Origin of the sequence: Bdellovibrio sp. HCB185ZH, assembly GCF_047302455.1 — a bacterium.
In the GTDB taxonomy this organism is placed as follows: Bacteria; Bdellovibrionota; Bdellovibrionia; order Bdellovibrionales; family Bdellovibrionaceae; genus Bdellovibrio.
In genome coordinates, this window is record NZ_CP178624.1 from 1551395 (window position 1) to 1572414 (window position 21020).

Sequence of the window (21020 nt, forward strand, 5' to 3'; positions counted from 1 at the left end):
TTTTAGGCTAAGGAAACACTTTGGGTAGTGATGCTGCATCACTCTACTGCTTTTTTAAATCCTCACGAATGCGCTCGAGCAAAAGACCCAGTTTGTTTTTACCCGTGCGATCGCCACAATCTCCCCAATAACAATCGTTTTTGGTGTGCTCATACAGACGAGCTTCACCCGTGGAGAGCAAAAGAACTTTCAACTCTTCATGACGAGTGAACTTATCCTGCACAGCTTTTTCCATGAATTCATCTTTGCGCTGATCCCAGTCGGCACGCTTGGGGATGGTTCCGTCACGACCCCGCTTGGCCGCTTCCATCGGTGTTTCAGCTTCCTGCACCCATTTAATTAACTCAGGCTGGTCGTACTTGTGTGCTTGATAATAATGCTCGGAAGTCTTCCACCACTCGCCATCTACAAAAACAGCATAAGCCGCAAAGTTAGAAAACTCTCCGTATGCATCCTTCGTAGAATAAAAATCCAAAACTTCGCCGTCATAAGGCACCGGCGGAGTCTTAGCAAAATCTTGAGACTGATGAGCGCACGCAATCTGCGACACAAACACTAAACTAAGAATTAAAACACGAAACACGATCATCTCCACAAAGGTTGCACTTTCATATTTCCAAGGTACGGACTTACTTGAAAAGGTAAGTCCGTACCTTTTTAGGTAAGTCCGTACCCATAAAAAAAGGCAACCCGGAGGTTGCCTCTTATTAACTAAACGTATGAACCGCGTTTAATTTTTTCTAGGATCAATTTCTCAGTTTTGATTGGATCCTTAGGATCCACTGAGAAGTAGGATTGTTGCTCACAACGAATCTTTTCTTTGATCAACCAGCGCAGAATGTCTGCGAGGTGTTTGTTCTTTTTATCCAAGAAGAACGGATCGTTTTCCAAAGCATCTTTCGCTTTTTTCAAAGCGCGCGCTTCAGCTGGATCGGATTCTTTCACTTTGTAGTGAGGAAGATCGTACTTTTTGACGTCTTCAGGCAATACACCCAGGAATCTAACGTTCGGTGCAGAGAAGTTGGAGTTACGGATCAAAGAAGCCGCAGATCCCGCTTTCAATGTACGGAAGATATTTTGCATAGTGTACGCATCGAGATCTCCGAAGAAGTACATCGGAACATCGAGTTCGTCTTGAATCAGCTTTGACCAACCACGAACACCGTTCGATGGAACCCCTTGGGCACCCATCACGATACAGTTGTTACGTTTCGTGAAACCCATCGATACAAGCGTATTCGCCGTACCTTCGGACTCAACGATCAAGCAGAAGTCGATTTTCTTTTTCGCCTTCAACTTCAAAGCTTGTGGTTTATTTTTCGGTTGGAATGGAGAAGTACCCAAAGTTGAAAGATCGACAACGGCTTTATCACCATCGTTCAAAGTTTCAGTGACGATCAATTGTTGTGAGTATGTTTGTCCACCACGGTCATTGGCGAAACAATTCAATTCCTCACGGTACACTTCCAGCATGTCTCCGATAAAGTCGATGATGGAATCTGATTCAGATTGATCATCGAAATCCAATGGTTTCAAACGGGAGTTCCCTTTGATCAAACCTTTGCACATATAATAAAGCTCACGCTTTGTATTTACAGAGCCGATTTCCAGGTTATTCAAAAGAATCTCAAGAACGAAAACCACACGAGCAAGTTTTTGTACCGACGAAACATTCAGTTCCGTACGGACAACTTTATCGCCCGGAGTTAAGTAACCCACTTTGGAATTGTACAAAGAGTTGTCCAATGAAGTCTTAACCGCTTCCAATACGGGGCGCTTAGAAGACTCAAGATCCTTCAACATCTTGTCAGCCAAGATGCGGGCTTCTTTAGGGATATCAATTTTAAGTTCGCGAACGCTAAGTAATTTTGCCATTACGCTTTTTTCCCAGTCGTTTTCTTAGTCGTAGCCGTGGCTTTTTGAGTGCCAACCGCTTTTTTCGTCGTAGATTTTTTAGTGCCTTGCGGTTCTGAAGCTTCCTCAACCAGGTCTTCAGAAGAAATCACATGAATCTCTTCGTCTTCATCCCCGTGAGCGATACCTTTTTTCTTTTCGCGCTGTTTTTGCGCCAAAAGTTTGGATTCTGCGGCTTCTAGATCTGCAATCGCCTCTTCAGAATCGCGACCCAAAAGTTTTTTCAAACCTTCTTCGGCTTTTTTCTTACGAGACTCTGGCGCATTGATGATTCTTGCCAAGCCTTCAACCAGGATCGGACCGAATTGCTCGATGTGAGCCAGTTTTCTTTCAAGGTCCGCTTCTTTCACTTCTTTTTTGATGTGACGAGAAAGTTTTTGACCTGCCTGGATCAATGCCAAGCGAATCTCTGCCACCAATTCTTCAGAGGCATCGATAGTTTCTTTCGAGGCGTTCTTAAATTTGATGAACGGAGAAACGATAGAAATCGCAAAGATATAAGGACCTAGTGGCAAAGAATCTTTTGGTTGACCCAAGCCGTAAGTTTTCCAGTTTACAGATTCAATCGCCCAAGTGATCGCACAACCTGATTTATCGAACTGAAGTGGTACACGGTTCGCGAAACGCAGAAGTGTCACGGGAGAATCTGCTTGCTGATTGCGATCCTTGAAACGCGCCAACGCAACTTCAACCACAACCGGTTTAAAGTCACAAATGGTCGGCTTACGAGTCACAACCGCAAAGAAGTCAATTTCACCCAATCGAGTGATGGATTTCGAAAGAGCTTCTTCCCCCACTGTCAAAACTGACTTCGTTGAGGGAGCCATCAAATCGGTATTTTGTACTGCTTGGAATACTTTCTTGAAGTCCTCTTCTGACAATGACGTCAAAGGCTTTTCAAGCAAGTTTTTCGGAAGACCTTTTTTCGTAAATTCAGAGATAGACTGATCTGAAATACGAGAGAAACCTGTCTTCAGGAATTTGGACAAAGTCGTTTTACCGAACAACGTTGAATGCGTGATAAACTCACCCAGTTTAAACGTGTGCGGATGTGGCAAAGATGCCTCTGGAACTTGCGGAACTTCCGTGCTTACGCGAGTGACAGTAACGAAGTCAGCTTCATTCAATTTATAAGTGATTGTCATATGAGGATTCACAAGGATTGTGCCCTCAATATAAGTCAAAAGACCACCGTCACCGTTCAATTGGATACGTCCATCAAGAACGAATTCAACACGTGTTCCGTGATCGCGATCCCAATCCATTGTTTCTTTATTTTTCAGAACACCTGTATTGGATTTGATGTCCACGTCCACCTGAGCAGACACGGCTTTACGCATTTTTTTAGTTTTGGAAACAACGCTCACACCACGAGCATTTGTCATCTGCGCCCAAGTTGTAGCAGCAGAAATACCGATACCTTGTTGACCACGAGAACATTGACCGCGACCGAATTTTGAGGAAGCCAGATACTCCCCGTAAACCTTGGCCAAATCTTCGGCTTCGATTCCGGGACCGTTATCTTCGACAACGATGCGAATTAAATCGGTATTTTTAGTTGAGCCAGTTCCTACTTTAGCAATCTCGACGAGAAGATCAGGTAAGATGCCCGCTGATTCACAGGCATCCAACGAGTTGTCTACGGCTTCTTTCAAAGTCGTCAAGACGGCTTTTAAAGGAGACGAGAACCCGACTTGCTGGAGGTTTTTAGCAAAATATTCAGCTGTACTACTTTTGGTAATTTTGCTCACAGTCGCTTAGTCCTTATAACGATGTTAACGAATTTTAATGCAATGACTTTGATAGCTTAGTCTCAACGCGGGTGGACAAATCAAGACCAAAGGCTCAACACTGCGCGACGTAGTTTTAAATGCGAGCCTAACATTTGTAATAGACCTTGATTGACTACATTCCCGCCTCTATTAACATTCGTTTACTGGTGCAACTCGGGTACGTTTTTGGAATGCAGGCAACTATGACAAGCAGCGACTCTCCTCTGGCCGTCTTTAAACGGTTGGCGGAATCTTTTTCTGAATTGATTGAGGATGAGGGGATTTTTATCCGTCCTTACGCAAATCCCAATCTTATCTATTTCAGTCGTCTGACGCCTGAGGAGCAATGGGATGTTATTGCGAGAGTAAAGCTTTACGTCCTGGCCTGCGTGAAAGTGAAAGAATATCACCGCACCCTGACTGACAACCGTCTGATGGTGGAAACATTTCTGAATGTTTCAGGGATGACAGCGCATCCGCAGGATTTAAACCTGATCGAAGATAAGCATTTCATCGAAATTTATAATAAAAACGGAATGCACTTATTCCGGTCTATCAACATCTTCGAAACCAGCAGTTATACCTTTGAAGATCTTTGCTGTCGGCAATGGTATCACCTTTACGAACGCCCTATGGAAACACAGGAAAAGTTCCTAGAGATAGTGACAGAGTTTTTCGCACAAAAGAATCCGGTGCGCCAACCAACGCACGTAGAACCTATGAAAATCGTCGAAAAAGACACGCTGGAACGGTTGATTTATCACGTCGAAACGAAGTGGCTGATCCCTGTGTTTAAAAACGAATCCTTGGACGGCGTTTTATCCATCGTCGTTAACTGGAATCCTGATTCCATTCCTCAGTTTGTAAAGCCATAATAATCGAATGAACTCAACGGCGCTTTTTCGGTATTATTCGCGAATAATCTCAGAGTTAATCGAGGATGAAGGCATACTTTTTCGTGCCTATGCGGACCCGCAACTTCCGCACTTCACTCAGCTCTCGAATGAAGAGCAAATGGTCGTCGTGGAGAACCTGCGCTTGTACTCGGAAATATGCTCACGCGTTCGCGCCCAGAATGGTTCTTTAAACGACAATCGTCTGATGGTGATCATAGCTTTAGAAATACTGGGAATGACCGTGGCGCCTGAAGATCTTGCTTTGATTGATAATGCCCCGGACTTGATGGTTGAAATGTACTCGTTAAACCACGTGCAATTATTCCGCACTTTTAACCTCTTAGAGACTACGACCTATACTTTCGAGGATTTGTGCTGTCGAAAGTGGTACCACCTGTATGAAAGAGCCCCTGGAGAGCATGAAAAAATGGTGGAAAAAGTGATGGAATTCTATGGTCAAAAACATCCCGTTCGTATGGCGCCGGGCCTGGGAACGAATGTTATCAAAGAAAAAGCGACCCTGGAAAAGCTTCTGTGTATAGCAGAGATGGAATGGCTGATTCCCCTCTGGAAAAAAGGAGTTTTCGCCGGAGCTATGACCTTGATTCGAAATAAGAATCCAGAACTCGCAAAAAGCTAGGTTTATTCTTCCGATTCAGAGGCTTCAGCGGTGACGGTTTCATCCGCAGAAGAATCGGCTGGTTGAGAAGCGGCTTTAAGTTCTTCCAAAGCCATTTCAGCACGGGTTTTATAACCCTTTTTGCTATTGCAGTCCTTGCAGGAAGGAACACAGTTATTCTTGGTGGATTTCCCGCCACGAGCAATCGGTATCAAATGATCCATCGTCAGCTCTGCCGACTTGAATTTTTCCCCACAGTGATAGCAAAGGCCTTTACCCAATTCCTGACGCCACCATTGGCTTTGACGAAGCTCACGGGCCTTCGCCTTTTCCTTTTTTTGGTGGGCCTCGGGGGCCGCGCTAAAGAAGTAATCCATAGGGGCATTTATAGCTGAAACCGTGTCCCCCCGCAATCCCTCCCCTCTATAAATGCTTATAGATGGTATAAAATTTCTGGTCTGGACAGATTTGAGCCTCCTTCCGATACTCCAGCTCGGAGGCTTAGATGAAACCTATCCAATGGATTGCCAGCTGTTGCTTGCTGTTCTCTTTGAATGCGTATTCTCACGAGGGTGAAATTGTTCCGGTCATCAATGACGATCCCGTGACCAATCAGACTCTGGACCGCGACATGTTTGATTTCGTAGCAAAGACTTTGGGTTCCGGTAAAATGGCCTCGCATATGGCGTGTTCACTCAAGACTCGCGTCGGTCGCGAACAGCGCAAGTTTTCCTCTGGCTCAGAATGGGTCGAATATCTACAAGTCGATTTCAATTCCACAGGTTTCGACGGCGGAAAAAGGACTTCCTTCAAAATTCCAATGGGTGCTCGATATGGCGTCAAAAAAACTCCCAACCAATGGTCAGCTATCGGTGAAGATATCAAAATTGAATTGGGTGATAGCTATGGCCATTGGATCCGTTTTGCCCACGATGGCCAAGGCCGTCTTGTTTTGCTGCAATTAGGGAACGATCTTTCCGTTAATCCCTGCGCCCGCCGTTAGCATCTCGTCATCAAGGGCCGAAACTGGCCCTTGTCTGGACGTTGATCATGCTCTCTTCTCCTCAATTTAGTCCGCTTTTTTGCCGATAACTTTTTTGAGAAATCTTTTTGAGGAGTGAGCTATGTCCGTAAAAAGCTTTAAAAAAGGCGAAGTCATCTTTAAGGATGGCGATAAAATCACATCGGTTTACCTGATTCAGTCAGGCGGTGCTTCGCAATGCTTGATCCGTGGAAAAAAGAACGTGGAGTTCTTCCAATTGGGTCCTTCTCACTTCCTTGGCGACCAGGTTATTTTGGGTGCGCAAACTCATCCCACAGCAGCTATAGCTACTGCTGAAACCAAAGTTCTGGAAATCCCGGTCGATACATTGAAACAGCTTTATGAAGGTGCTCCGCAAATGTTGAAAGTGATCATCAAATCACTGGCAGAGCGTTTGCGTATGGGCGTGAATGAAGTGCGCTCTTCAAAACTTGAAAAAGACTCTTCACCTTGTCCAGAAGACCAAGTGGCGAAAGCCTTTGGTGCGGTTTTCCATACCGCAAATCATAAAGGTGACAGAAATGTCCTTCCCGGCCGTGTGGTTGTGGAATGGATGATGATGAAGCAATATGCTCAGCGTGTATTCGCCGAGAGCCCAAAGCGTGTCGAGCAAGTGATCAACATTTTAGTGAAGCAAAAACTGGCTTTGTATGAAATGGGTAAACCTGCTGACAATCCAGAAGGTGCTGATGAAATTCAAAAAGTTCACTTTTTGGATCTGGGCCTGGTTGAAGCTTTCTTTGAATTCTTCCAATATTACTATTTTAAAGGTGCCGGTAAGTCTGAGCTTCTTCGCGTGGACGAAGTGTGCTTGAACTTGTTGGATGGTCTTTTAAAAGTGACTGGCGATTCTCCTGAAGTCGACCGTTTCGGTGTGACCAGTGTAGAGTTCGCTAAATTCTCTGAGTACTGCAATAACGAATTGGGCTTTGCTTTGAATAACGATCACTTCACTCGCCTGGAAGGTAAAGGGATCTTTATGAAGCGCCGTACAGTCGGCGCAGGCGTGCTGTTACAATTTGAAATCAAAGAGTTCCGTTCGATGTTGCAGAGCTGGAAAATGCTTCGCGAGATCGATAAATGGAATGAACGTGGTTACGTTGATCTGAACGAAAAAGAAGAAAAGCCTAAGAAAAAATCCAACGGCCCTGAGTGCCCTCAGTGTAAATCTGAGGTTGTTGCCGGAGCTAAATTCTGTGGGGAGTGCGGCCATAAACTGGTTGCTGCTGCATAATCATGGGACCAGTCGTAGTTTTTAAAGCCGTCAATAATCAGGAGCAACGAAAATATCTTTTCGAACAACTGACTGCCATCGAAGGGGACATCCTTTTGAAAGGCAACGAAGATGAGTCGGAACATGTGCATGCGATTTCCATGAATGACTTGGGTCAGATTCAATGTATTTTGACGGATGGCGGAAGCTTTAAATTCTCGTTCAACAAAGTGCTGACGTGCTATTTCCGTGTGAACAACGAAAAATACATGTTCGAAGCCACGGCGATCCCTTTCGAGGGCGGCGTGAACTTGACCATCAAAGACTTGTTTCATTTACAAAGAAGAAAAAACTTCCGCTACACTCTGCCCACAGGATTCCAGGCGGACTGTCTGATTGCAACTTTGAATCAAGCGCAATCAAACACGACCTGCCGTCTGCTGGATGTTTCTACGGAAGGTTGTGCTGTGTTGCTGACGGCTGATATGCCGACATTGCGCCTGGATGACCGCGTAGAAGCGGTGATCTTTATCGGTGAACGCGATCCGATTCCGGTTCAAGGCTTCGTTAAAAACTTGCGCGTGCAAGGTGACGACATGGTCATTGGCTTGGAGTTCAATCACATCGCCAACGCCAGCGAATTCGCCATCATGAGCGCCATCGTCGAAATGCAGCGCTCAGCCTTTCAAAAGAAATCCGCTTAATTTGATTACACAAAATCGTTCAAAAAGGTTCAGCCGCGAGGCGGAAGACTTTCCCCACAGCGCAGGCGTGCTCCAAGCACGTCGAAGCGAGGAGAAAGACTGACAACGAAGTGGAAGGGCCTTTTTCAACGATTTTATCTGGCTGGAGTGGGATAGTAGAGTTTATTGTCCCACATGCCTTCGTTGAAATATTGAATGTTCGCTTTTAACTTTTGAATCAATTCGGCCTTGCGGGCTGCGGGCTCTGTAAGGGCCTTATCCCCGTTTCTGTCATTGATGCTATACATCTCAGGCTCACTCACTCCCAACACCCAGCGCAGGCGATAATCGTTGGCCAGAAGCTGATAGATTCCATCGTTGAAAGTCACTGCCACCTTGTCTCCACTTACAAAGATAGAACTTCCCATATAGTTCGATTCCTTTTGAGGAATTTTTAGGAAATCCAATAAGGTCGGCAGAATATCGATCTGTTGTACAACCATGTTGGTGTCGACTTTCGGGAATTTGTAATTCGGATGATAAAAGAACAATGGAACTTTGTAATCCCCCACCTCGTTGGTGAATTCCGGGCGGTAATGCAAGGACGTGTGATCGGCCGTCACGATGAACAGGGTGTTTTTAAACCAAGGTTGCTTTTCAGCTTCGGTAAAAAACTTTTCCAGTGCCATGTCGGTGTAGGAAATTGTTTTCAAAATCGGCAGTTTGCCCTCTGGGAACTTGTCTTTGTATTTTTCGGGAACCTTAAATGGTTGATGAGAACTTAAAGTGAAAACAGACGTCATGAATGGCTGCGGGAATCCATTTACTTTCGTCAGCATCCATTGCAAGAAGGGCTCATCCCAAATCCCCCACACGCCATCGTCATCCGCGGAGTTTCCGTACTCGGTTGAACCATAGTATTTCTCGACACCCGCACTTTGCATAAAGGAATCAAAATACATCGTTCCGTTATGCCCACCGTGAAAGAAACTGGTGGAATATTTTTTATCCGCCAGCAAAGTTCCCAAGCCCAGAAAGTAATTCGAAGTAAAGTGTGAGGAAATAAAGGGCTCACTCATCAGTGCCGGAATCCCGGCCATAATTGCCGCGACACCTTCAATAGAACGACGGCCATTGGCATAAGCATGTTCAAACACCAGGGATTTTTTCATCAACGAATCCAGGAACGGTGTACGAGTTTCCCCATCTACAGGTCCCAGATATTCCGAACCAAAACTTTCAAGCATGATGATCACGATGTTTTGCGGCGGAGTAGGTCTGCCGTGCTTATCCAGACTTGAACCTACCAGGGAGCCATTCAAAAGCTTCAACATGTCTTCGCGATCCGCGAAATACTTTTCGTGCTTAATTTCTTTAGCACCATAGCTTTTGATAAACGTGAACGTGGAATTTAATACCAAATTATTCAACAAAGGCGCCGTGAACACATTCGCATTCACAAAATTGATCGGTTTACGTTGAAAGCCCCCACGAATACCGATCACTGCAAACGCGAGCGCAAGGAACACCATTGCCCCGTGAGCACTCCAAGATTTCCAATTACTTTCCCAATGGGTGTGCCCCGCACGACGCAAAACCTTCCACGCCAAAAACATAAACGCGGCTACAATCAGGGTATTGATCAAAAACAAAAGCCAATAGCTGCCCACAAAATTCAGCATCTTGCCTTGGGCTTCATTCAAAATAAAAATCGTATCGTAAGTAAATCGGCGGCCAACAAAATTAATAAATTCTGTATCCACCAAATTCAGAATCAAAAACGGCACATTGATCAGGCAAAAAAGCCCCCAAGTCACCTTCTCCCAAATGGGATTCCAGCGAGCGGGCCAAGGAAAGAAACTCAAAAGCAGAATCGGCGCAACACCACAAAATGCCGCCGAAAGATCAAAACGCATCCCCACAAAGAAAGCCCAAAGAATGTCTCCGATAGACTTGGAATGAAATAAATTCCAATTCCAAACCAAAAACTCCGCCCGCGCCAAAGCATAAAAAACCATCGTAAGCAGAATCAAAGAAAAGATCTTAATAAGCCTCTGAGAATGTCCAAACATAGCCCCAGATCCTACACCGCCGCACTAAGTCAAACAAGACCCACCGCCACACCAAAAAAATTCCAAAACACCCCCATTCCCCACGGGCCCCCGCCCCCATTCCCCTCCCCCAAATCCCAAAACCAACATGCGCACAGCAAGATCAGTTGGATCAAGGCGCGCCGAGGAAGGCGTACTCCTCGTACGCCGACGAGAAGCAACGCAGAGCCAGCTGATCTGGCGAAGCGCCACTGGACTTGGAAGTTTACCTCTGGTAGGTTCCCCCCTATGACTCAAGAACAAATGAAACAGCGCTTGGAAGAAACTTACCCTAACTGTAAAATTGAGATTTTCGATCTAACGGGAACTCAAGATCATTGGGAAGTTTATGTGGAAAGCTCGAAATTCGCGGGCCTCACTCGTATCCAGCAACACCAACAAGTGATGGCTTGCTTTGGACCAGAATTGAAAACTGGTGAAGTGCATGCACTCTCCATCAAAACAAAAATCGTTTAAGATAATTATTCAATAAGAGGTTTTTATGTCTCCAACTTTACAAAAAATCGACGGTATCGTTAAAGGTAACAAAGTTGTGCTTTTCATGAAAGGCACTCAACAATTTCCAATGTGCGGTTTTTCTGCACGTGCTTGCGCGATCCTTCAAGACATCGGCGTACAATTTCATGATGTGAACGTACTTGAAGACGAAGAAATTCGTTCTGGTATCAAAGAGTACGGCAACTGGCCGACAATTCCTCAATTGTATGTGAACCACCAACTGGTTGGCGGCTCTGACATCATGATGGAAATGTACCAATCTGGCGAATTGCAGGATCTACTTAAGTAATTCTGTCGCTGAAGCCTAAGGCAAAGGAGGACCAACATGAGATGTAATGTCGCTGTCTGGGATCGTGTTCTTAGGTTTCTAATGGGCGTGGGCTTAACCGCCTACGCTTTTGCCGGTGGTCCATTCTGGACTTACATCGGTATTTACGGACTGTTCACCGCGGCTTGGGGCTTGTGTCCTATCTACGCATTCTTTAGAATAAGAACATTGAAAGATTTTTACCGGCCCGTTCACGACCAGGAATAGGATTACAGCATGTCATCAGCAGCTCTCCTCGAACTTGATAGCTTTCTAAAAAAAGACCAAATCAAAACTGACGAGGAAAGTTTAAAATACTGGGGCAAAGACTGGACGACCTATTTCGATATCAAGGCTTCGGCCATCGTATTTCCTCACACGACTGAAGACGTCGCGTCCCTGGTAAAATGGGCACGCCAAAATAAAATCGCACTGGTGCCTTCCGGCGGTCGCACGGGTTTATCTGGTGCAGCTGTGGCAACCCAAGGTGAAGTGGTTGTGTCCTTTGATCAAATGAACAAGATCAAAGATTTCAGTGCTGTCGACCAAACCGTGGTGATTGAAGCAGGTGTGGTGACAGAAACTTTGCAAGAGTACGCTCATTCAAAAAATCTTTTTTATCCAGTGGATTTCGCGGCGACCGGTTCCTCGCAAATGGGTGGAAACATTTCTACTAATGCGGGCGGTATCAAAGTTGTTCGCTACGGTCTGACACGTGACTGGGTGGCGGGACTGAAAGTAGTTACCGGTACGGGCGAAATCCTGGAATTGAACAATGGCCTGGTGAAAAATGCGACTGGATATGACCTGCGCCATTTATTCATCGGTGCAGAAGGAACTCTGGGATTTATTACCGAGGCGACGATTCGCCTGGCTCCGGCTCCGCCGCCAATGAAAGTTTTGGTGATGGCAGTCAGTGGCCTTGAAGCTGTGATGAAAATTTTCGCTAAATTTAAAACTCAAACGTCGCTGGTGGCGTTTGAGATGTTCTCGGACAAAGCTTTGGCGAAAGTTCTGGCGAACACAGGTCTACCTGCCCCGCTTGAAACGTCGGCTTCTTTCTATGTTTTGGCAGAGGTGGAAATTCGCTCTGAAAACGATGAAGAAAAGGCATTGGAAGTTTTCGGCCAATGTGCTGAAGACGGTTGGGTCGTTGACGGTGTAATTTCCCAATCAGACACGCAAGCAACCACCTTCTGGAGATACCGCGAAGATATCTCTGAATCCTTGGCTAAATACTCCCCGTATAAAAATGATATCTCTGTCGCAATTTCCAAAGTGCCACCGTTCATGGTGGATCTGGATAAGGTTTTGGCGGGAGCGTATCCGACGTGGGAAGTAGTTTGGTTTGGTCACATCGGCGATGGCAATTTGCACATCAACATCCTGCGCCCCGACGGCATGAGCAAAGAAGAATTCGTCAAAGAGTGCCGCAAGGTCGACGTGATGGTTTTTGATGCCGTTAAAAAGTACCAGGGTTCGATCAGTGCTGAGCACGGTGTGGGACTGACTAAGAAGTCATTCCTAAACTACACACGCTCTCAGGCTGAAATTGAGCTAATGAAAGGGATCAAAAAAGTTTTCGATCCTGACAACATCATGAATCCTGGCAAAGTCATCTAATCTAGTATTCGAATTCGTCCCAATCGTGAAGATTGTATTTGCTTAAAATCCTATGCAGCTTATCGGACTGTCGTGCCTCGACGAACCATTTTTGCAATCGCGCGGGCAGATCAGGGTAAGCTGTTTCCCCTGCATTAGAAACCAAGCTCAAGGTGTTAAAGCCCGTCAGCGATGTCGCTTGCAATTCCAGGTTCAAAAGCTGGCGGCGCAAAAGTGTATAGCGAATGACATTGTAATCACCCAAGGCCACGTCCACCCGACGTTCACCGATCACCTTAATGACTTTGTCTGCGACGTCCACGCCCTCAAGTTTAATGGACTTTTTAAATTCTTCCGGATCCAGACTGAAATCAGATTCTTGTCCCAGATTCGCAAAACCCACACGCATACTTTCCAAAGAGTTCTTATCCACCACTCGCATTTTTACGCCCGGAGTGAAAAGAGCTCCCGTATAGCTGACTCCCAATTTGGTCAGAGCAATCTGGTAACCAGACTCATAGCGCACCAAATAGCTTGGCAACACGGCGAAATCCACCTTCTTCTCTTTCAAAGCCGCAGTGAGATCCTTGTTGCGCAGATTCACGATTTTAAGATGAAACTTATTCTTGGCCGCCAGGTCTTTTAAAATATCATAAACATACCCCGTCCACTGATCGCCCCCCTTGTCGCAAAGATAAGGGCAGTGAGCGGCCATCCCCACGCGAACCGTGCCGTTATTCAGATCCTTTGCCAGCGAAGGCAAGGGCTCGACAGAGCGCGGATCGGAAAAACTTTTTGGCGGAGCAATGGGGACTGACAACCAGCCTTTAAACTGCGAAAGAGTTTCGCGCGTCACAGGAAAAGTAGGAATCAATAATTTGGGAATAAGGGGTTTACCAGAAAAATAGGCAATCAACTGCCTTGCCACTTCCCGCCCCATCTCCGCACAAAACTGAGCGGAGTCGATGACGGTCAAACGATGCTCTTTAATATTGCCGACAGCCACGGGATCCCCATCAATCGACGCATGCAGAATTTCTTTTCGGCCTTTGTTCCAAGTTTTTCAACGACGGTATTACCGGCCCCGTCATTCACGGTGAAGATCAGATCCACGCTGCGTTTTTTAGGAAACTCTTTCAGTAAGGAGGCGACGGCCTCCGAAGCACTGACAGGATCCACAGATTCATAGCGCTTCAAGACCACGAATTTTCTATTACGACTGCGAAGAGCATCAAAAAAACCGTCGATTCGATTGATCACCGCAGAAACCCGCGTGTATTCGAACATGACGATTTTTATTTCCTGACCGCGCGGGAAAAGGCTTTCGACATAAATCCCGTTATTCCATCCCGCCTGATAGTTATCACTTGCGACATAGGATTGTACTTTTGCATTTAAAATAAACTGATCGAATGTAAAGACGGGGATTTTTTTTAATCCCGCATCTTGGACCGCACGACTGACGGTGGAAATATCTGTAGGCTGCACGATCAGCGCATCGGGATTGGCATCAATCGCACTTTCCAACTGATGAATCTGATTGGAAACTCCCAAACGCCCCTCGCCCGCAACATGAGGGATGAGATTGATGGTTTTACCAGCACCGGATTGATTGTATTTTTTGATTTCTTCTTCCAGGCCTCGGCGCATGGACACTTGAGCCTCAATACGCGAACTCCAATAAAAAACATGGACATCTAAATCCTTAGCGAAGGCCGTAAGACTCGCCAGGGACAGCAATAAGAAGGAGATCAGTATTTGAAATTTCACCACTCCAGTTTAACCATATTTTGATCAAATCTCTTCTTATTGCGCATTTCAACTGTGAAACGACACAACGGTTCATTACATGGAGTCGCGCTTTTTAAAAAGGAAACGCAAACCCAAATTCGTTTAGAACGACATTGCTCATGACCTTAAAATCAATTCGGAAGTCGCGAGACTTATAAAGGGCCGTGGAGAAGTGCAAAAACGGTGTCGGAATGATATCCACCGAGTGACCATTCACTGAAGTCAGAAACTTCATTCGATAGCCATCGATGTCACGAGGCGGTGTCTGTCGTGCGTAGACGCCAAATGTGAGCCCCCACTGCGTTCTGTCGGAAATCTGAAACATCTCTCCGGCTTGCAATGTGCCCGCAAGACCATCATAGCAATCTTTAACCACCGCTCCCAAAAGCAAGAATCCGTCCTGATCGACATATTCCAAGCCAAAACCCGGCGTGATGACAGTGCTGCCGTTGCCATCCATTTTGCGTGGCATACTGTTCGAGGCGGCTTCAGATGGTTTCACACCATGAACGACGAATCCTGGGACGACTAAACTCAGTCCTTTGAGCGGGTTTTTCTTCACTGCCAACTTTTCAGAATAAGTAGAAGATCGATATTGAACAGCCCATCCATGGGAACTTACAAACAACAACAGGAACAGCGAAATCCATTTCGCGGTTTTCATTCAAACCCCCTGCTCTTGTGACACGACTCTCAGGAACTCGGGTGCATGGAAATCTTTTCATTCGAATGACATAAAAAAAGGCCCCGATACTTCGGAGCCTTTCACTGAACTTCTATAGTTAATTTGGCAAACTATCTTAGCGGCAAAGAGCCGTTACGCGAGAGCGGTAACCATCCGTTACAGTTGTCGTCATGCAAGTAAGCTCTCTGCTGTTGCAATCATCAACAGTTACGATTTGACCACCACGAACCATCAAAACAGAGTTATTTTTTTTATCGCACCAAGAAATGAATTCCGTAGGACCAGATTGCGGCTCATCGCCACCATTGCCTTCGTAAGGCATAACTTGGAAAGCAAATGCTGGAGCAGCGACAAGAATAGAAAGAGCAATCAATAGTGATTTCAAATGGGACCCCCAGTTGGTTTTTCGAGGTCCCGGATGTACCATGGGAGCCGGGTACGGACAACCCAGCTTGCAAAAATGTTATGGATGTAACGCTTAACTTTAGTAAACCACTCGCGTGCGGATCGAACGCTCCAATTTACCGATTTGCTCTGCCAAAGACTGAACCTGCGTTGCATGAACGTCCATCACCAGATACCCGATTTCAGGGTCTGTTGAAAGGTACTGACCTTCGATATTTGCCCCTGCTTTCGAGATGATACCGTTGATTTCACCCAAAACCCCAGGCTCGTTTCTGTGCACATTCAACAGACGCGAAGTCCCCTGTTTGACTGGCAAATCCACGTTGGGAAAATTCACCGCTCCTGAGGTGGAACCGATACGCAGATAACGACGGAAGCTTTCCGCCACCTCTAAACCGATCGCGTATTGAGCTTCCTCCGTGCTGCCCCCGATATGTGGAGTCAAAATCACATTTGGAATTCCCTGCAGCGGTGAAGTAAACTTCACCTTGTTGGACGCAGGCTCCTCCGGGAAAACGTCGATGGCGCAACCTGCGATGTGCTTCTCTTTTAGGGCGGCCACCAAGTCCTCGATCACCACCACCGTTCCGCGGCTGGCGTTGATTAAGTGAGCGCCTTTTTTCATCCAAGCCAGTTCCACTTTCGTGATCATGTCTTTGGTTTCTGGAGTTTCAGGAACATGCAAAGTAACAAAGTCAGACTCTGCCAGCAATTCACCTAACGTCGCTTTACCCACGGCATTGCCCAAAGGAAGTTTTTTAACGATGTCATAGAAAATCACACGAAGTCCCATCGACTCTGCCAGGACACTGACCTGACTTCCGATATGACCATAGCCAACAATACCCAAAGTTTTTCCGCGAACTTCATGGGCACCTTCGGCTGATTTCACCCAGCCCCCCAAATGAGCTTGTGTATTGCGATCACCCAATTGACGTGCAAGAGAAATCATTTCGGCAATTACCAATTCCGCAACAGAGCGCGTGTTGGAGTGAGGTGCATTGAATACAGGAACGCCCCACTTTCTGGCACCCGGCAAATCAACTTGATTCGTACCAATACAAAAACAACCGATCGTCAGAAGATGTTTGTTGGCTTCCAAAACTTTTTTCGTGATTTCAGTTTTCGATCGGATCCCGAGAACCTGATAGTCAGGAAGGATTTTTAATAATTCTTCCTCAGAGGGAGAGTGCGAGATCAAATCCACTTTGAAACCTTCATCGGAAAGTCTTTCTTTCGCGACGGCGTGGATGTTTTCAGTCAGAAGAATCTTAAGCTCGCTCATGCAGCCTCCATTACACGTCATTTTAGAGCTAAAACCTGACGGTCGTCACTACTGACCATGGGCATTAAGGGTGGTCAAAGGACCTTCGACGGGCCATCCTATATCCTATGGCAAAAACTCGAGTATTTTCCCTACTAATTGTTGATGACGATCCACTCATTCACCAATCGTTAAAGATGAGCCTGCCCTCTTACTGGAAGGTCTTTTCAGCGCAGAAATTGGAAGCCGTTCAGTTTGAACGTTTTTACCATGCAGCTTTCGTAGACATGCACTTGGAGCCTAATAAACCAGCCGTGGGCCCGCAGGTGATCGAAAAACTTATGAAACACAATCCGCAGCTTGAAGTCGTCGCGATGTCGGGAGATTTAAGCCGTGAGTTGATGGAGTCTTGCCTTAAGGCCGGGGCACAACGTTTCCTAGCGAAACCTTTGATGCCCGAAGAGATTGCCATGGTGCTTGAGAAAATCGAAGCCCTTTGGGATCTGCGCACTGTGGATCCGCACTCGGACCGCAATTCCACTCGCTGGGTGGGTCAGAGCAAAGAATCTCAAACCATTAAAAAACGTCTGGCAGAACTGCGCGGAGAAAGTAAACCCGTCTTGATCGAAGGCGAAACCGGTTGCGGTAAAGAAGTCGTCGCAAAACTTTTGCACGAACAAGAAGGCGAAAGACCCTTCATCGCCGTCAACATCGCCAGCATTCCAGATAATTTATTTGAATCCGAAATGTTTGGTCATGTGAAAGGTGCTTTCACCGGAGCCGATCAAAACAAGATCGGACTAGCCGAAGCCGCGAACGGTGGCGATTTATTTTTAGATGAAATCGAAGCCCTGCCCCTGACTCAACAAGCAAAACTTTTACGCTTTCTAGAAAGCGGCGAAGTTCGTAAAGTCGGCGCCAAGGAATCGATCACGGTGAAAGCTCGCGTGATCGTCGCCTCCAATAAACCTCTGGATAAGATGGTTGCTGCGGGAGAATTCCGCGAAGACCTATTGTACCGTCTGGCTTCACAAAAAGTTCAGCTGCCGCCTTTGCGTGATCGCCTGGCTGATATCGACGAACTGGCTCAGCACTTCTTGGCGATGGAACGACCTCGTCGCAACAAGCAGTTTACAGAAGATGGCCTGGCTGCTTTAAAAACTTACAACTGGCCAGGAAACGTGCGCGAACTAAAACGTGTATGTGAACAACTGAGCCTAACATCACCATTGCCATTTATTCGTGCAGAGGATGTCAACCAGTGGTTAACACCGGCGGCCACTCCTGCAAAAGCTCCTTCTTACACAGTTATTGATTTCACAAAAGGACTGAATACTTTAGTTGATGAGTTTGAGGCGCATGTGATACGCACGGCGATGAAACAAACGAAGAGTATCGAGGAAGCTTCACAGCTTTTGCAGGTCTCCAGATCGAATCTTTATAAAAAGATCAGCGATTACAACATCCAAGAGGACTAAGATTCATGGATTTTCAACTTCCCATCACATTGAATATTCCGGCTGCATGGGAGTCGCATATTTACCGTCAAACCGTGATGATCGTTCTTTCGATCATTTTTGGTTCGGGCGCGATTGTTTTTTTCTTCCGTAACAAGAACTATTACTTTGTACAATCCTGGGCCAGCATCAAAAGCTGGTTGGTGGCAGCGCCCCTGATGTTCATCGTTATGGGCTTGCCGACACCTTGGCCGTTGATTTGTTTAACGTGCTTGGCAATTCTAGGTGCAAAGATCTTTTTCCAAATCATGGGTATGTTCCATCGAAGCAATTTCGTTTTGATTTGCTATGCGGGGATCATCGGTTTGGCGGCTTGTATTTATTTTGATCGCGAAGATATCTATAACGTGATGCCAATGATCGTATTGGGTGTCGCTTGTTTGGTTCCCCTGATTCGCAACTCTTACAAACGCATGATTCAGTACATGTCTTTGACATTACTGGCGTTCATCTTTTTGGGATGGTCTTTCATGCACTTGGGTTTGATCATGAAATTCCCGAATGGGATTTACCAATTGATGTATTTGATCATTCTGACCGAGTTCTGCGACAACACGAACTTGGCTGTGGGTCGCTACATCGGTGGCTGGAGACTTTTCCCATCCATCAATCCCCGCCGTACTGTAGGCAGTACCGCTGTTTCAATTTTCCTGACATTGTTCCTCGCAGGCAGTATGCGCTTCCTGCTTCCAGATGGCTCTGATAAGTACTGGCTAGCTTCAGGGTTGATCGCTTCCCTGGGTGGTTTCTTAGGTGACTTGGTTATGACAGTGGTTCGCCGCGACGCTGGTATGAAAACTGTAGGTCCTTTTATCATCGGCCGTGGTGATTTCCTTCACCGCGTGGACCGTCTGATTTTTGTGGCTCCGATTTACTACTACGTGATGACGGTTCTGCTATGAAGGATTGGGACTACGAAAACGAGCAGTGGACGAAGCTGCCGACATACCTAAAACATTTACCGCTTTTTACCCGCCACATTGATTTCTTCAGTGTGTGCATGCGTTTTTTGTGGTCCTTGATTCTTAAGAACATCATCTTTAAGTTTTACATCCGCCTGAAAGTCACAGGAATTCCGTTTAAAACGGTTTATGAAAAACATCCCAAGCTTATCATCATCAGCAATCACGCCAGTCACTTGGATGCAGTTTCCATCGCCGCGTCCATCCCACGCCGCTATTGGTTGAGTGTTTATATCGCTGCAGCGAAAGATTATTTCTTCTCGAATCCCCTGTTCATGTTTTTCTCTCAGCACTGCTTGGGTGCAATTCCAATCGATCGGAAAGATCGCAAGGGTGAAGCGGTGAACTTGATCTTGAAACTTTTGACCGAACTTCCGCGCATGTGGCTGATCATTTTCCCCGAGGGCACTCGCTCGCAAACGGGTAAAGTTCAAGAATTCAAGCGCGGTGTTTCGATTTTCTCTGAAAAAACTCAGACACCAATTTTGTTCACATATCTCGAAGGAAATGCGGATCTATGGCCGAAAGGTCAGTTCTTTGCAAAGCCAGGACGACTGGTATTGCACGTTGGTCCCGTTCATCCCCCGGGCCCCATTCAAGAGGTGTATGCTGCTTATAAGAGCTGGGTGATGAGCTTCCTGCCAGAAGCCTTCCCTGCCGAAGCGCCCCTTAGCTCCCCTGAAATCAAGGAGACTTCCGATGACAGTTCAGCAGAATAAATTTGAAGTTGAAAAAGCTCACCTGAAAATCGGTCCCTATGAAGTGTGCCCGGTTCCTACGGGTATCTTTGGCTTGGACGGCGGAGCGATGTTTGGAACAGTTCCCAAAGTATTGTGGGAAAAAACCAATCCCACTGACGACAAGAATCGTATTCAGATGGAAGCCCGTGGTTTGCTGTTAAAATCCCCGGGTTGCAACGTTCTGATCGACACGGGCAATGGAGCTGACTTCGTCGCCAAGTACGGCGATAAGTTGGGTAATAAGTTTGCGGAAATGTACGGAATGGATCAAAGCGGTCCAACCTTGATGAAATCTTTAAAAGCCCACGGGCTGAATCCCGAAGACATTCATCACGTGATCATCACCCACTTCCACTTTGACCATGCAGGTGGTGGTGTGACGGAAAAAAATGGCAAGCTTGTTCCCACTTTCCCTAACGCTACTTATTGGGCGCAAAAAGGAAATCTGGAAGTTGCCAGCCACCCGAACTTGCGTGAAAAAGCCAGTTATTATGCTGCGAACTTTCAGCCCTTGATCGATGCGGGAGTGCTCAAACTTTTGGATGGTCCCACGCAAAATTTCATTCCTGGAATCTCCTGCATTATTTCAAATGGTCACACTCAATCCCAACAAATTATCCAAGTCACTGACGGTCAAAATGGCCTGATGTACTGCGCAGATATGGTGCCCACAAGCACTCACGTGAAAATTCCATGGTTGATGGGTTACGATTTGCAGCCCCTGGTTTTGATGGAGGAAAAGACCCAACATCTGGGCGAAGCAGCGGACAAAAAGTGGTATCTCTTTTTTGAACATGATCCCTACTGTGATGCTGCTTTGATCGAACGAAATGGCCATGATTTTGCGGTTCAAAAGCGATTCTGGTTATAACTGACGAACTTTTTACCTCTTTTCCAGCAGTGTTCATAAGCGCCCCAATTGGAAACGCTCTATTTTGAGAACACCGTTTTGTTTATCAAAGTTCCCGCCGATAGTGTTGTTATGCTGATAACATTTAC

At 46.2% G+C, this 21020-nt stretch carries 23 protein-coding genes; 13 read left to right on the forward strand and 10 right to left on the reverse strand.

Annotated features, from left to right (window positions below; genetic code table 11):
- Positions 1-43 precede the first annotated feature (43 nt).
- From ACLSU7_RS07555 to ACLSU7_RS07565, 3 genes are all read right to left on the reverse strand, one after another.
- Positions 44-583 carry an NADAR family protein gene (locus tag ACLSU7_RS07555; protein WP_413294949.1) on the reverse strand — a complete coding sequence of 180 codons (540 nt, stop codon included), beginning with the start codon at positions 581-583 and terminating at the stop codon, positions 44-46.
- Positions 584-711: 128 nt separating this feature from the next.
- A complete protein-coding gene (locus ACLSU7_RS07560; protein ID WP_413294950.1) occupies positions 712-1875 on the reverse strand; it encodes a DNA topoisomerase VI in 1164 nt (387 codons plus the stop codon).
- The gene (locus ACLSU7_RS07565) at positions 1875-3665 is read right to left on the reverse strand and encodes a DNA topoisomerase VI subunit B (RefSeq protein ID WP_413294951.1); all 1791 of its coding nucleotides are present in this window, start codon (positions 3663-3665) and stop codon (positions 1875-1877) included. Before ACLSU7_RS07565 ends, ACLSU7_RS07560 begins: the two co-directional genes overlap by 1 nt.
- Before the next feature lie 212 nt (positions 3666-3877).
- Between ACLSU7_RS07565 and ACLSU7_RS07570 the strand changes: the two genes are divergently transcribed.
- Positions 3878-4561: a hypothetical protein gene (locus tag ACLSU7_RS07570; RefSeq protein ID WP_413294952.1), complete on the forward strand. Its 684-nt coding sequence runs from the start codon at positions 3878-3880 to the stop codon at positions 4559-4561.
- Between the two features lie 7 nt (positions 4562-4568).
- Positions 4569-5222, forward strand: coding sequence for a hypothetical protein (locus tag ACLSU7_RS07575; RefSeq protein ID WP_413294954.1), 654 nt, complete (start codon positions 4569-4571; stop codon positions 5220-5222).
- A gap of 2 nt (positions 5223-5224) precedes the next feature.
- On the opposite strand, the gene ACLSU7_RS07580 is transcribed toward ACLSU7_RS07575, so the two are convergent.
- Positions 5225-5578: an HNH endonuclease gene (locus ACLSU7_RS07580; RefSeq protein ID WP_413294955.1), complete on the reverse strand. Its 354-nt coding sequence runs from the start codon at positions 5576-5578 to the stop codon at positions 5225-5227.
- A 128-nt stretch (positions 5579-5706) separates the two neighbouring features.
- Between ACLSU7_RS07580 and ACLSU7_RS07585 the strand changes: the two genes are divergently transcribed.
- The 3 genes from ACLSU7_RS07585 (at position 5707) to ACLSU7_RS07595 (ending at position 8160) form a co-directional block, all read left to right on the forward strand.
- Positions 5707-6204: a hypothetical protein gene (locus tag ACLSU7_RS07585; RefSeq protein WP_413294956.1), complete on the forward strand. Its 498-nt coding sequence runs from the start codon at positions 5707-5709 to the stop codon at positions 6202-6204.
- A gap of 121 nt (positions 6205-6325) precedes the next feature.
- Positions 6326-7477: a cyclic nucleotide-binding domain-containing protein gene (locus tag ACLSU7_RS07590; RefSeq protein ID WP_413294957.1), complete on the forward strand. Its 1152-nt coding sequence runs from the start codon at positions 6326-6328 to the stop codon at positions 7475-7477.
- Positions 7478-7479: 2 nt separating this feature from the next.
- Positions 7480-8160, forward strand: a complete 681-nt coding sequence (locus ACLSU7_RS07595) for a PilZ domain-containing protein (protein ID WP_413294958.1) — start codon at positions 7480-7482, stop codon at positions 8158-8160.
- A gap of 134 nt (positions 8161-8294) precedes the next feature.
- Here the strand turns inward: ACLSU7_RS07595 and ACLSU7_RS07600 are convergent, their stop codons facing one another.
- Positions 8295-10172, reverse strand: a complete 1878-nt coding sequence (locus ACLSU7_RS07600) for an LTA synthase family protein (protein WP_413294959.1) — start codon at positions 10170-10172, stop codon at positions 8295-8297.
- Positions 10173-10478: 306 nt separating this feature from the next.
- On the opposite strand from ACLSU7_RS07600, the gene ACLSU7_RS07605 reads away from it, so the two are divergent.
- Genes ACLSU7_RS07605 through ACLSU7_RS07620 form a run of 4 tightly spaced genes read left to right on the forward strand, consistent with a single transcriptional unit; the run spans position 10479 to position 12678 of the window.
- A complete protein-coding gene (locus ACLSU7_RS07605; protein WP_413294960.1) occupies positions 10479-10706 on the forward strand; it encodes a BolA/IbaG family iron-sulfur metabolism protein in 228 nt (75 codons plus the stop codon).
- A 25-nt stretch (positions 10707-10731) separates the two neighbouring features.
- Positions 10732-11037 (forward strand): Grx4 family monothiol glutaredoxin, encoded by a 306-nt coding sequence (grxD, locus tag ACLSU7_RS07610; RefSeq protein ID WP_413294961.1) that lies wholly within the window; start codon positions 10732-10734, stop codon positions 11035-11037.
- A gap of 36 nt (positions 11038-11073) precedes the next feature.
- A complete protein-coding gene (locus tag ACLSU7_RS07615) occupies positions 11074-11283 on the forward strand; it encodes a DUF2892 domain-containing protein (protein ID WP_413294962.1) in 210 nt (69 codons plus the stop codon).
- A gap of 9 nt (positions 11284-11292) precedes the next feature.
- Entirely contained in the window at positions 11293-12678 is a 1386-nt protein-coding gene (locus ACLSU7_RS07620; RefSeq protein WP_413294963.1) for an FAD-binding oxidoreductase, read from the forward strand.
- Position 12679: 1 nt separating this feature from the next.
- Here ACLSU7_RS07620 and ACLSU7_RS07625 read toward each other — a convergent pair whose 3' ends face one another.
- The 5 genes from ACLSU7_RS07625 to serA all read right to left on the reverse strand — a co-directional run bounded on the left by ACLSU7_RS07625 (position 12680) and on the right by serA (position 16823).
- The gene (locus ACLSU7_RS07625; RefSeq protein ID WP_413294964.1) at positions 12680-13663 is read right to left on the reverse strand and encodes a substrate-binding periplasmic protein; all 984 of its coding nucleotides are present in this window, start codon (positions 13661-13663) and stop codon (positions 12680-12682) included.
- Entirely contained in the window at positions 13630-14427 is a 798-nt protein-coding gene (locus tag ACLSU7_RS07630; RefSeq protein WP_413294965.1) for a substrate-binding domain-containing protein, read from the reverse strand. Before ACLSU7_RS07630 ends, ACLSU7_RS07625 begins: the two co-directional genes overlap by 34 nt.
- Before the next feature lie 94 nt (positions 14428-14521).
- Complete coding sequence (locus ACLSU7_RS07635; RefSeq protein ID WP_413294966.1) at positions 14522-15112, reverse strand: hypothetical protein; 591 nt, start codon at positions 15110-15112, stop codon at positions 14522-14524.
- Between the two features lie 136 nt (positions 15113-15248).
- Complete coding sequence (locus ACLSU7_RS07640; RefSeq protein ID WP_413294967.1) at positions 15249-15518, reverse strand: hypothetical protein; 270 nt, start codon at positions 15516-15518, stop codon at positions 15249-15251.
- Between the two features lie 99 nt (positions 15519-15617).
- Positions 15618-16823: a phosphoglycerate dehydrogenase gene (gene serA / locus ACLSU7_RS07645; protein ID WP_413294968.1), complete on the reverse strand. Its 1206-nt coding sequence runs from the start codon at positions 16821-16823 to the stop codon at positions 15618-15620.
- A 107-nt stretch (positions 16824-16930) separates the two neighbouring features.
- Between serA and ACLSU7_RS07650 the strand changes: the two genes are divergently transcribed.
- From ACLSU7_RS07650 to ACLSU7_RS07665, 4 genes are read left to right on the forward strand one after another with little or no spacing between them, the layout of a single operon-like run.
- Positions 16931-18280, forward strand: a complete 1350-nt coding sequence (locus ACLSU7_RS07650; RefSeq protein WP_413294969.1) for a sigma-54-dependent transcriptional regulator — start codon at positions 16931-16933, stop codon at positions 18278-18280.
- Between the two features lie 5 nt (positions 18281-18285).
- Entirely contained in the window at positions 18286-19221 is a 936-nt protein-coding gene (locus ACLSU7_RS07655; RefSeq protein WP_413294970.1) for a phosphatidate cytidylyltransferase, read from the forward strand.
- Complete coding sequence (locus ACLSU7_RS07660; RefSeq protein ID WP_413294971.1) at positions 19218-20000, forward strand: lysophospholipid acyltransferase family protein; 783 nt, start codon at positions 19218-19220, stop codon at positions 19998-20000. The genes ACLSU7_RS07655 and ACLSU7_RS07660 overlap by 4 nt, the downstream gene beginning before the upstream one ends.
- On the forward strand, positions 19981-20892 hold the full coding sequence (locus ACLSU7_RS07665) for an MBL fold metallo-hydrolase (protein WP_413294972.1): 912 nt from the start codon (positions 19981-19983) through the stop codon (positions 20890-20892). The genes ACLSU7_RS07660 and ACLSU7_RS07665 overlap by 20 nt, the downstream gene beginning before the upstream one ends.
- Positions 20893-21020: the final 128 nt, after the last annotated feature.